General features: G+C 72.3%; 10 protein-coding genes. 9 read left to right on the top strand and 1 reads right to left on the bottom strand.

Features of this window, described 5'->3' with window-relative positions; translation table 11 throughout:
* Positions 1 to 117 precede the first annotated feature (117 nt).
* The 5 genes from AB852_RS23195 to rpsD all read left to right on the top strand — a co-directional run bounded on the left by AB852_RS23195 (position 118) and on the right by rpsD (position 5,387).
* Positions 118 to 825, top strand: a complete 708-nt coding sequence (locus tag AB852_RS23195) for an MBL fold metallo-hydrolase (RefSeq protein WP_073792041.1) — start codon at positions 118 to 120, stop codon at positions 823 to 825.
* A 12-nt stretch (positions 826 to 837) separates the two neighbouring features.
* Positions 838 to 2,100: a histidine--tRNA ligase gene (gene hisS / locus AB852_RS23190; protein ID WP_073792037.1), complete on the top strand. Its 1,263-nt coding sequence runs from the start codon at positions 838 to 840 to the stop codon at positions 2,098 to 2,100.
* Positions 2,101 to 2,330: 230 nt separating this feature from the next.
* The gene (locus AB852_RS23185) at positions 2,331 to 2,972 is read left to right on the top strand and encodes a vitamin K epoxide reductase family protein (protein WP_073792034.1); all 642 of its coding nucleotides are present in this window, start codon (positions 2,331 to 2,333) and stop codon (positions 2,970 to 2,972) included.
* 90 nt (positions 2,973 to 3,062) lie between these two features.
* Positions 3,063 to 4,451 carry a replication-associated recombination protein A gene (locus AB852_RS23180; protein ID WP_073792031.1) on the top strand — a complete coding sequence of 463 codons (1,389 nt, stop codon included), beginning with the start codon at positions 3,063 to 3,065 and terminating at the stop codon, positions 4,449 to 4,451.
* 321 nt (positions 4,452 to 4,772) lie between these two features.
* Positions 4,773 to 5,387, top strand: a complete 615-nt coding sequence (gene rpsD, locus AB852_RS23175; protein WP_073792029.1) for a 30S ribosomal protein S4 — start codon at positions 4,773 to 4,775, stop codon at positions 5,385 to 5,387.
* A gap of 33 nt (positions 5,388 to 5,420) precedes the next feature.
* Here rpsD and AB852_RS23170 read toward each other — a convergent pair whose 3' ends face one another.
* Positions 5,421 to 7,787 carry an ATP-binding protein gene (locus AB852_RS23170; RefSeq protein ID WP_107499326.1) on the bottom strand — a complete coding sequence of 789 codons (2,367 nt, stop codon included), beginning with the start codon at positions 7,785 to 7,787 and terminating at the stop codon, positions 5,421 to 5,423.
* A gap of 272 nt (positions 7,788 to 8,059) precedes the next feature.
* Between AB852_RS23170 and AB852_RS23165 the strand changes: the two genes are divergently transcribed.
* From AB852_RS23165 to ruvX, 4 genes are read left to right on the top strand one after another with little or no spacing between them, the layout of a single operon-like run.
* A complete protein-coding gene (locus tag AB852_RS23165) occupies positions 8,060 to 8,503 on the top strand; it encodes a DUF948 domain-containing protein (protein ID WP_073792027.1) in 444 nt (147 codons plus the stop codon).
* A gap of 7 nt (positions 8,504 to 8,510) precedes the next feature.
* Entirely contained in the window at positions 8,511 to 8,867 is a 357-nt protein-coding gene (locus AB852_RS23160; RefSeq protein WP_073792024.1) for a DUF6167 family protein, read from the top strand.
* Positions 8,867 to 11,539, top strand: a complete 2,673-nt coding sequence (alaS, locus tag AB852_RS23155) for an alanine--tRNA ligase (protein ID WP_073792021.1) — start codon at positions 8,867 to 8,869, stop codon at positions 11,537 to 11,539. The genes AB852_RS23160 and alaS overlap by 1 nt, the downstream gene beginning before the upstream one ends.
* Complete coding sequence (gene ruvX / locus AB852_RS23150) at positions 11,539 to 12,003, top strand: Holliday junction resolvase RuvX (RefSeq protein ID WP_073792018.1); 465 nt, start codon at positions 11,539 to 11,541, stop codon at positions 12,001 to 12,003. Before alaS ends, ruvX begins: the two co-directional genes overlap by 1 nt.

Genomic DNA, 12,003 nt, shown 5'->3' with positions numbered 1-12,003 from the left:
CATCCGTACGGGAACGTCCCGGGAACGCCCCGGCACAACCGGGGAAGACCGGACAGACCCTCCCGGCGGACCCGCCGCGAGACATCCGAGAGACATTTCGAGAAGCAGAGGACGATCGTGCTCATTGCGGGGTTCCCCGCCGGGGCCTGGGGCACCAATTGCTATCTGGTGGCCCCCGCCGCGGGCGAGGAGTGCGTGATCATCGACCCGGGGCACCAGGCCGCCCCCGGGGTCGAGGAGGCAATCGCCAGGCATCGGCTCAAGCCCGTCGCGGTCGTCCTCACCCACGGCCATATCGACCATGTCGCCTCGGTCGTCCCGGTGTGCGGCGCGCACGACGTGCCCGCCTGGATCCACCCCGAGGACCGGTACATGCTGAGCGACCCCGAGAAGGCGCTCGGCCGCGCCATCGGCGCCCCGCTCATGGGCGAACTGACCGTGGGGGAACCCGCCGATCTGCGGGAACTGACCGACGGCGCCTCGCTGGAGCTCGCCGGACTCGACCTCTCCGTCGCGCACGCCCCCGGCCATACCAAGGGGTCGGTGACCTTCAGGATGCCCGAGAACGCGGACGTCCCGTCCGTCTTCTTCTCGGGCGACCTGCTGTTCGCCGGCTCCATCGGACGCACCGACCTGCCCGGCGGCAGCCACCCCGAGATCCTGCGGTCGCTGGCCCGGGTGTGCCTGCCGCTCGACGACTCGACCGTGGTGCTGTCCGGCCACGGCGCCCAGACCACCATCGGCCAGGAACGCGCCACCAACCCGTATCTGCGGCAGGTGGCCGACGGCCAGGGAGCCCCCTCGGCTCCCCGACGAGGAATGTGACCAGAGACCTTCGTGAGCACCTTCAAGGCCCCCAAGGGCACGTACGACCTGACCCCGCCCGACAGCGCGACGTTCCTCGCCGTCCGTGAGGCCCTGGCCGCGCCCCTGCGCATCGCGGGCTACGGCTACATCGAGACGCCCGGCTTCGAGAACGTCGAACTGTTCGCCCGCGGTGTCGGTGAGTCCACCGACATCGTCACCAAGGAGATGTACACCCTCACCACCAAGGGCGGCGACGAACTCGCGCTGCGCCCCGAGGGCACCGCCTCCGTGCTCCGCGCCACCCTGGAGGCCGGTCTGCACAAGGCGGGCAACCTGCCGGTCAAGCTCTGGTACTCCGGCTCGTACTACCGCTACGAGCGCCCCCAGAAGGGCCGCTACCGCCACTTCTCGCAGATCGGCGCCGAGGCGATCGGCACCGAGGACCCCGCCCTCGACGCCGAGCTGATCCTGCTCGCCGACCAGGCGTACCGTTCCCTCGGGCTGCGTGACTTCCGCATCCTGCTGAACTCCCTGGGCGACAGCGAGTGCCGCCCCGCCTACCGCACGGCGCTCCAGGACTTCCTGCGCGGCCTCGACCTCGACGAGGAGACCCGCCGCCGGATCGACATCAACCCGCTGCGGGTCCTCGACGACAAGCGCCCCGACGTCCAGAAGCAGCTCGTCGACGCGCCCCTGCTGCGCGACCACCTCTGCGACGCGTGCCGCGCCTACCACGCCGAGGTCCGCGCGCTGCTCACCGCGCAGGGCGTCGCCTTCGAGGACGACGCCAAGCTGGTCCGCGGCCTCGACTACTACACCCGCACCACCTTCGAGTTCGTCCACGACGGTCTGGGCTCCCAGTCCGCGGTCGGCGGCGGCGGACGCTACGACGGGCTCTCCGAGATGATCGGCGGCCCCGCGCTGCCGTCCGTCGGCTGGGCACTGGGCGTCGACCGCACGGTCCTCGCGCTGGAGGCCGAGGGCGTCACCCTCGACATCCCGCCCGCCACCAGCGTGTACGCCGTCCCGCTCGGCGAGCAGGCCCGCACGGTTCTCTTCGGCGTCGTCGCCGAACTGCGCCGGGCCGGGGTCGCCACGGACCTCGCGTACGGCGGCCGGAGCGTCAAGGCCGCCATGAAGGGCGCCCACCGCTCCGGAGCCCGCTTCACCCTCGTCGCGGGCGAACGGGACCTCGCCGAAGGGGTCGTCCAGCTCAAGGACATGGAGTCGGGCGCACAGGAGCCGGTGGCCCTGGCCGCCGTCACCGACACGCTCCGCTCCCGGCTGGGCTGACCGCGCGGGACCTCCACAGGGTCCCCCGCGAGGGTGAGAACCGATGTCGAGGGGGTCGCGCGGCCAGGTGCCGCGCGGCCCCCTCGTCGTCCGCCGGGACCGCCCGCCACCTGGGGCGGGACCCCTTCCCGCCGGACCGGCGCGATCCGGTCCGCCGGACGGGGGGCACACAGACACGTACGGCACAATGACGATGCCCTGGCCCGCGACTCGACTGACGGAACGGCGTGATGACCGAGACGATGACAGCAGACAACGACGTGTCCTCCGCTTCCCCCCGGTCCGACGCCCCCGGCAGCGTCGGCGCCGGTCGCGGACTCGCCCTGCTCCTGGTGATCACCGGCGCCGCGGGGCTGCTCGCCGCGTGGGTCATCACCATCGACAAGTTCAAGCTCCTGGAGGACTCGGGTTACGTCCCCGGGTGCAGCCTCAACCCCGTGGTGTCGTGCGGCAACATCATGGAGAGCGAGCAGTCCCATGTCTTCGGGTTCCCCAACCCGATGCTCGGCCTGGTCACCTACGGCATGATCATCTGCGTGGGGATGACCCTGCTCGCGGGCGCCCGCCTCCCCCGCTGGTACTGGCTCACCATGAACGCCGGGATGCTCTTCGGCGTGGCCTTCTGCGGCTGGCTGATGTTCCAGTCGCTCTACCGCATCCACGCGCTGTGCCTGTGGTGCTGTCTGGCCTGGGTCGCGACGATCATCATGTTCTGGTACGTGACCTCGTTCAACGTCCGCGCGGGACATCTGCCCGCCCCGGGCTGGCTGAAGAGCTTCCTCGGCGAGTTCACCTGGGTGCTGCCCGTCCTGCACATCGGCGCCATCGGCATACTGATCATGACCCGCTGGTGGGAGTTCTGGACCAGCTGAGCCGCCCCCGCACCCTTCGACGCCCCGGCCGGGCACCGCGCACGACGGTGCCCGGCCGGAGTGTCGGTGGTGTGGCATAGGGTTCCCCGGGTGGAGCCCGATCTGTTCACCGCCGCCGCCGAGGAACGCCAGGAGAAAGACCCGGCGAGCAGTCCTCTCGCCGTACGCATGCGCCCGCGCGTGCTCGACGAGGTCCTCGGCCAGCAGCATCTGCTCAAGCCCGGCGCCCCCCTGCGCCGGCTCGTCGGCGAGGGCGGCGGCGGTCCCGCCGGCCCCTCCTCGGTGATCCTCTGGGGCCCGCCCGGCACCGGCAAGACGACCCTCGCGTACGTGGTCTCCAAGGCCACCAAGAAGCGCTTCGTGGAGCTCTCCGCGATCACCGCGGGCGTCAAGGAGGTCCGCGCCGTCATCGAGAGCGCCCGCCGCGCCACCGGCGGATACGGCCAGGAGACCGTGCTCTTCCTGGACGAGATCCACCGCTTCAGCAAGGCCCAGCAGGACTCGCTGCTGCCCGCCGTGGAGAACCGCTGGGTCACCCTGATCGCCGCCACCACCGAGAACCCCTACTTCTCGATCATCTCCCCGCTGCTGTCCCGCTCCCTGCTGCTCACCCTGGAACCCCTCACCGACGACGACGTGAGCGGACTGCTGCGGCGCGCCCTCACCGACGAGCGGGGCCTCGGCGGCGCGGTCGCCCTCGCCGAGGACGCCGAGGCGCATCTGCTGCGGATCGCGGGCGGCGACGCCCGCCGGGCACTCACCGCACTGGAGGCGGGCGCGGGCGCCGCCCTCGCCAAGGGGGACGACACCCTGACGCTGAGCACCCTTGAGGAGTCCGTCGACCGGGCCGCAGTGAAGTACGACCGCGCCGGTGATCAGCACTACGACGTGGCCAGCGCGCTGATCAAGTCCATCCGCGGCTCGGACGTGGACGCCGCCCTGCACTATCTGGCCCGGATGATCGAGGCGGGGGAGGACCCCCGCTTCATCGCCCGGCGGCTGATGATCTCCGCCAGCGAGGACATCGGCCTCGCCGACCCGACGGCCCTGCCCACCGCCGTGGCCGCCGCCCAGGCCGTCGCCCTCATCGGTTTCCCCGAAGCCGCCCTCACCCTCAGCCACGCCACCATCGCACTGGCCCTCGCACCCAAGTCGAACGCCGCGACGCTCGCCATCGGCGCCGCCATGGAGGATGTCCGCAAGGGCCTCGCCGGTCCGGTGCCGACCCATCTGCGGGACGGGCACTACAAGGGCGCCGCCACCCTCGGCCACGCCAAGGGGTACGTCTATCCGCACGACGTCCCCGGCGGTATCGCCGCCCAGCGGTACGCCCCGGAGGCCGTCGACGGCAAGCGGTACTACCAGCCCACCCGGTACGGCGCGGAAGCGCGCTACGCCGATGTCGTGGAGCGGGTCCGTGAGCGGCTGCGCGGGGAGCAGGGTCCGGCCGCCCCGCCCACCGGGTCCGGGCCCCGGTAGCAGGCACCCCCGGACACCCGGTAAACTTCCCCGAGCGCTGCGTCCCGTGTCCGGCCCCGGCCGGTTCACCAGAACGGGACAAGCAGCCGGAGCCCGCGCCCTCACGGGCGGGTTCCAGGAGCGTCGCGCACCGTCGAAAGGTGTCGCGGGCAGCCCACCACCCCAGCGGTCGGTGGGCCACTCGCGTGCTGCACGTATGTGCCCAGTCCAGGGAGCGGCTGCCCAGGGGTCCAGCGGACCCCCCGGGTTTCCCCGGGCTGCGGATGCGACCTCCCTTAACCCTGGTGAGCCGTATTCGTTCAAAGTGAGAGAGGTTGGTTCGTGCCGAACCAGTCCCGTCCCAAGGTCAAGAAGTCGCGTGCCCTCGGCATCGCGCTGACCCCCAAGGCCGTCAAGTACTTCGAGGCCCGCCCCTACCCGCCGGGCGAGCACGGCCGCGGCCGCAAGCAGACCTCGGACTACAAGGTCCGTCTGCTGGAGAAGCAGCGTCTGCGCGCGCAGTACGACGTGTCCGAGCGTCAGCTCGTCCGCGCCTACGACCGCGCCAGCAAGGTCCAGGGCAAGACCGGCGAGGCCCTGATCATCGAGCTGGAGCGCCGTCTGGACGCGCTGGTGCTGCGTTCGGGCATCGCCCGCACGATCTACCAGGCCCGCCAGATGGTCGTCCACGGCCACATCGAGGTCAACGGCAAGAAGGTCGACAAGCCGTCCTTCCGTGTCCGTCCCGACGATGTCGTCATGGTCCGCGAGCGCTCGCGCGAGAAGACGCTGTTCCAGGTCTCCCGCGAGGGTGGCTACGCCGCCGACGGTGAGACCCCCCGTTACCTTCAGGTCAACCTGAAGGCCCTGGCGTTCCGCCTGGACCGGGACCCGCAGCGCAAGGAGATCCCCGTGATCTGCGACGAGCAGCTCGTCGTCGAGTACTACGCCCGCTGATCCGGACGTAGCGCTCTCCCGCGTCACCACGCCTCAGCCCGTCGTCTCCCCGCTCCCCGGAGCGGGCGAGGCGGCGGGCCGCGGTGTTCCCGGACCCGCGCCGCCGCCGTCCCCCGGCCCCACGGACGCCGCGCCCCCGTCCGGCTCCGCGCCCCGCGGCCCGCCGCCGCCCGGCTCCACACCGTCCGTCCGCGCCGCCCCCGCACCGTCCGCCCCGGCATCCGGTGCGCTGTCCGGCGCCCCCGGTCCCGCGACCGGCACCACCCCGGCCGCCCCCGGCCCGTCGTCCGGCGCCGGCCCATGGCCCAGGGCCCGGCCCACCGCCGCGTCCATGCCCAGCCGGGCGCCCTCCCGCACGCACTCCTCGTACCGGACGTCGCCCAGCGCCGCCCGGGAGCGCTCCTCGCACAGCTCGTGCGGCGCGTTGTAGTGGCGTGAGCCGAACAGCGGCAGACCCACCGACGCCCACATCCGGCCCGCCGCGCCCTGGAGCACCGCCGCCTCCGCCGGATCGCCCTCGTCCACCGTGACCAGCGCCAGCAGCTCGATCGCGAGGACCGCGCCCAGCAGGTCCCGGAACGTGTGGTCGATGACCAGGCACTCCTCCAGCAGCCGCCGGGCCCGCGCCGGATCACCCTCGCAGCGGGCCGCGTACCCGAGGACGAACAGCGCGTACGCCCGGGTCCAGCGCTCCCCGTGGTCCTCGCACACCTCCCGGACGTCCTCGCACAGCCGTACCGCGTCCCCGAGCTCGCCCTGGAACGCCAGCGCCATGGCCAGCTCCACCCGGGCCATCAGGACATTGCTGTTCAGCTCCCCGATCTCCTCGTAGCGCTCCAGCGCCGAGCGGAGCAGCACCTCGGCGCGGCGGACATCGTCACCGACCAGCGCCAGACAGCCCCTGCGGTGCTCGACGTACGCGACGGCGACCGCGTTGTCCGTCCGCTCCGCCTCGTCCTGGCACTCATGGAGCGCGGCGAGCGCCGGGACCGGGTCGCCCTGGAGGATCGCCACATAGCCCAGCACCCACAGGGCCTTGAGCCGGGCCTGCGGGAAGTCGTCGGGCTGCTCCGGCGCCCCCGCGTCCAGCTCCACGCTGCGCTGGAGCCAGTGCCGGCCCTCCGAGAGCCGCCCGCAGCCCACCCAGTAGAACCAGAGGGTGCCCGCGAGATGCTGGCCGAGCCGGGTGTCGCCGGGCTCGGTGAGGCAGTGCTCCAGGGCGGTACGCAGATTGGGCAGCTCCGCCTCGATCCGCGCGGCCACCTCCGCCTGACGCGGGGAGAACCACTCCAGCTCGCACCAGGTCGCCAGCCCCATGTACCAGTCCCGGTGGCGCCGCCGCAGCCGTACCGCGTCCCCGGAACCCTCCAGCCAGTCGGCGCCGTACGCGCGGACCGTGTCCAGCATCCGGTAGCGCACCCCGGCGGGCCCGTCCTCACGGCCCACCACGGACTGTTCGAGCAGGGCCGACAGCACATCGAGGACATCGTCCGCGTGCAGCCCGTCCCCGCCGCACACGTACTCGACGGCGTCCAGGTCGAAGGCGCCGGAGAACACCGAGAGCCGCGCCCACAGCAGCCGCTCCCGCGCGGTGCACAGCTCATGGCTCCAGCCGATCGCCGTACGCAGCGTCTGATGGCGGGGCAAAGCGTCCCGGCCGCCCCCGGTGAGCAGCCGGAAACGGTCGTCGAGGCGGTGCAGCAGCTGACCGGGGGACAGCGCGGTGAGCCGTCCCGCCGCCAGCTCCAGCGCGAGCGGTATGCCGTCCAGCCGGCGGCAGACCTCCCGCGCGTCGTCCGCCGCCGCGTCGTCCAGCGCGAAGCCGGGCACCACGGCCGCCGCCCGGTCCGTGAGCAGGGCCAGGGCGTCCGGCTCGCCCAGCGGGGCGAGCGGCACCACCCGCTCCCCGCTCAGCCCCAGCGGACGCCGGCCCGCGGCGAGGACGGTGAGCCCCGGCGCGGCCCGCAGCAGCGCCCCGACCAGCGCCGCGCACGGGTCCACCAGATGTTCGTAGCCGTCCACGACGAGCAGGACCCGGCGGTCCGCGAAGTGCTCCAGCAGCACCTCACGGGCGGGCCGGGCGGTGTGGTCGGTGAGCGCCAGGGCCTCCACGACCGCGTACTCCAGCAGATCGTCGGCGGTCACCGCCGCCAGCTCCACCAGCCGCGCCCCGCCCGGCGGAGCGCACACGGCCGCCGCGCGCGCCGCCAGCCGGGACTTGCCGACCCCGCCCATACCGGTCACGGTCACCAGCCGGGATTCCTCCAGCGCGCCCGCCAGACAGGCCAGCTCGGGAGCGCGTCCCACGAAGGTGTTCAGCTCCAGCGGCAGGGCACCGGACACCCCCGGGAACTGCGCAGAATCGTCTCTTCGGGCCCCGGGCCGCGATGTGCGTCGCATGAGAGACGGAGCGTACCCAGGCATAAGCGGTCCGTACAATCAGCCCGCACGGGCCGCCCCGTCGCGGACCCCTCGCCCGCCCGCCCGGACCCGCACCGGCACACACCGTGACGGGGGGCCGTAATCCGGTACGGAGGCGGGCGCGTGGCGCGATAGGCTCGGGCCATACTTGTCGACCGCCGGGCACCGGCGAAGGACCGCCGCAGGGCCGGCGCGGTCGACGTACGGGCGTCCCGGTCACCCCGGGCGAAGATCTCAGGGAGCGGTGCACTGTGTCCGGTGGAGAGGTTGCCGGGATCCTGGTGGCCGTCTTCTGGGCGATCCTGGTCTCCTTCCTCGCCGTCGCGCTGGCGAGGCTGGCCCAGACGCTCAGGGCGACCACCAAACTCGTCGCGGACGTGACCGACCAGGCAGTCCCGCTGCTGGCGGACGCGGCCACGGCCGTGCGCTCGGCACAGACCCAGATCGACCGGGTCGACTCCATCGCCTCCGATGTCCAGGAGGTCACGTCGAACGCCTCCGCGCTCTCCACCACGGTCGCCGCCACCTTCGGCGGCCCCCTGGTGAAGGTCGCCGCGTTCGGCTACGGCGTCCGCCAGGCCATCGGCCGCAAGGGCGCGCCCGCCGCCACCCCGCCCACCGAACAGGCCCGTCGCACCGTGATCCTCGGCCGGGCCGTCCCGGCCAAGCGGCGCGGCAGGCGCAAGAAGGACTGACGCAGCGATGTTCCGCCGTACGTTCTGGTTCACCGCGGGCGCCGCCGCCGGGGTCTGGGCCACCACCAAGGTCAACCGCAAGCTCAAGCAGCTCACCCCGGAGAGCCTCGCCGCCCAGGCCGCGAACAAGGCCGTCGACACCGGCCACCGGCTCAAGGAGTTCGCCCTCGACGTCCGCGCCGGAATGATCCAGCGCGAGCACGAACTGGGCGACGCGCTGGGCCTGCACGCCCCCGTCGACGGTGAGCTCCCCGCGCCGCGCCGCGCCGCCGCCCTGGAAAGCCCCTACCACCCCGACCACCCGAAGGCCGCGAAGTACGCCGAGCACAGGACGCACTCGCACAACCGGAATGAGGACCACTGATGGAGTCGGCTGAAATCCGCCGCCGCTGGCTGCGCTTCTTCGAGGAGCGCGGGCACACCGTCGTTCCGTCGGCGTCGCTGATCGCGGACGACCCGACCCTGCTGCTGGTCCCCGCGGGCATGGTCCCCTTCAAGCCGTACTTCCTCGGTGAGGTCAAGCCGCCCTACGAGCGCGCCACCAGCGTCCAGAAGTGCGTCCGCACCCCGGACATCGAAGAGGTCGGCAAGACCACCCGGCACGGCACCTTCTTCCAGATGTGCGGCAACTTCTCCTTCGGGGACTACTTCAAGGAAGGCGCCATCAAGTACGCCTGGGAGCTGCTGACCGGCTCCCTCGCGGACGGCGGCTACGCCCTGGACCCCGAGCGGCTGTGGATCACGGTCTACGAGCAGGACGACGAGGCCGAGCGCATCTGGCGGGACGTCATCGGGGTGCCCGCCGAGCGCATCCAGCGCCTCGGGATGGGCCCCAACTTCTGGTCCATGGGCGTCCCCGGCCCCTGCGGCCCCTGCTCCGAGGTCCACTACGACCGCGGCCCCGAGTTCGGCGTCGAGGGCGGCCCCGCCGTCAACGACGAGCGGTACGTCGAGATCTGGAACCTCGTCTTCATGCAGTACGAGCGGGGCGAGGGCACCGGCAAGGAAGACTTCGAGATCCTCGGAGACCTGCCGAACAAGAACATCGACACCGGTCTCGGTCTCGAACGCCTCGCCATGATCCTCCAGGGCGTGCAGAACATGTTCGAGATCGACACCTCCCGTGTCGTGATCGAGAAGGCCACCGAGCTGACCGGTATCGCCTACGGCAAGGCCCACGACAGCGATGTCTCGCTGCGCGTCGTCTCCGACCACATGCGCACCTCCGTGATGCTCATCGGCGACGGCGTCACCCCCGGCAACGAGGGCCGCGGCTACGTACTGCGCCGCATCATGCGCCGCGCCGTGCGCAACATGCGGCTGCTGGGCGCCACCGGCCCCGTCGTCGGTGAGCTGGTCGACACGGTCATCCGCTCGATGGCCGACCAGTACCCGGAGCTGGAGAGCGAGCGGGAGCGTATCGAGACCGTGGCCCTCGCCGAGGAGGCCGCGTTCCTCAAGACGCTGAAGGCCGGCACCAACATCCTCGACAGCGCCGTCTCGGAGACCAAGGCCACCGGCGGCACGGTCCTCACCGGTGACAAGGCGTTCCTGCTCCACGACACCTGGGGCTTCCCCATCGACCTCACCCTGGAGATGGCCGCCGAACAGGGCCTCGCCGTGGACCAGGACGGCTTCCGGCGGCTGATGAAGGAACAGCGGGAGCGCGCCAAGGCCGACGCCCGCGCCAAGAAGACCGGTCACGCCGACATGGGCGCCTACCGCGAGATCGCCGACCGCGCGGGCGCCACCGAGTTCACCGGGTACGCCGACACCGAGGGCGAGTCCCGGATCGTCGGCATCCTGGTGGACGGGGTCTCCTCCCCGGCCGCCACCGAGGGCGACGACGTCGAGATCGTCCTCGACCGCACCCCCTTCTACGCCGAGGGCGGCGGCCAGATCGGTGACACCGGCCGGATCCGCCTCGACTCGGGGGCCGTGGTCGAGATCCGCGACTGCCAGAAGCCGGTGCCGGGCGTGTACGTCCACAAGGGCGTCGTCCAGGTCGGTGAGGTGACCGTCGGCGCCGCCGCACACGCCACCATCGACGTGCGCCGCCGCACCGCCATCGCCCGCGCCCACTCCGCCACCCACCTCACCCACCAGGCGCTGCGTGACGCGCTCGGCCCGACGGCCGCCCAGGCCGGTTCCGAGAACCAGCCCGGCCGCTTCCGCTTCGACTTCGGCTCACCGGCCGCCGTGCCCGGCACCGTCCTCACCGACGTCGAGCAGCGGATCAACGAGGTCCTCGCCCGGGACCTCGACGTCCAGGCCGAGGTCATGAGCATCGACGACGCCAAGAAGCAGGGCGCCATCGCCGAGTTCGGCGAGAAGTACGGCGAGCGGGTCCGGGTCGTCACCATCGGGGACTTCTCCAAGGAGCTCTGCGGCGGTACCCATGTCCACAACACCTCGCAGCTCGGCCTGGTGAAGCTGCTCGGGGAGTCCTCCATCGGCTCCGGGGTGCGCCGTATCGAGGCCCTGGTGGGCGTCGACGCCTACAACTTCCTCGCCCGTGAGCACACCGTCGTCGCCCAGCTCCAGGAGCTGGTCAAGGGCCGCTCCGAGGAGCTGCCCGAGAAGATCGCCGGGATGCTCGCCAAGCTGCGGGAGGCCGAGAAGGAGATCGAGAGGTTCCGCGCGGAGAAGGTCCTCCAGGCCGCCGCCGGGCTCGCCTCGTCCGCCAAGGACGTGCGCGGTACCGCCCTCGTCACCGGCCAGGTCCCCGACGGCACCACCGCCGACGACCTGCGCAAGCTGGTCCTCGACGTCCGGGGCCGTATCCAGGGCGACCGGGCCGTGGTCGTGGCCCTGTTCACCGCCGTGAACGGCAAGCCGCTCACGGTGATCGCCACCAACGACGCCGCCCGCGCACGCGGTCTGAAGGCCGGTGAGCTGGTCCGCGCCGCCGCCAAGACCCTCGGCGGCGGCGGTGGCGGCAAGCCGGACGTCGCCCAGGGCGGCGGCCAGAACGCCGCCGCGATCGGTGACGCCATCGACGCCGTCGAACGGCTCGTCGCCGACACCGCCGCCTGATGCGCCGGGGCCGCCGACTCGCGCTCGACGTGGGGGACGCCCGGATCGGTGTCGCCTCCTGCGATCCGGACGGCATCCTCGCCACGCCGGTGGAGACCGTGCCGGGACGTGATGTCCCGGCCGCCCACCGGCGGCTGCGGGCCCTCGTGGAGGAGTACGAGCCGATCGAGGTCGTCGTCGGGCTCCCGCGTTCCCTGCGCGGCGGCGAGGGCCCGGCGGCGGTCAAGGTCCGGGCCTTCGCCCAGGTCCTCGCCACCGGTATCGCGCCCGTCCCGGTGCGCCTGATGGACGAGAGGATGACCACAATCACGGCCAGTCAGGGACTGCGCGCCTCGGGCGTGACGTCCCGAAAGGGCCGGTCTGTCATCGACCAGGCTGCCGCTGTGGTGATCCTCCAGAACGCTCTGGAGTCCGAACGGGCGTCAGGCGCTGCACCCGGTGAGGGCGTCGAAGTGGTCATCTGA

It is taken from the genome of Streptomyces uncialis (assembly GCF_001905345.1).
GTDB classification, from domain to species: domain Bacteria; phylum Actinomycetota; class Actinomycetes; order Streptomycetales; family Streptomycetaceae; genus Streptomyces; species Streptomyces uncialis.
This window is presented reverse-complemented; position numbering and strand designations above follow the sequence as displayed.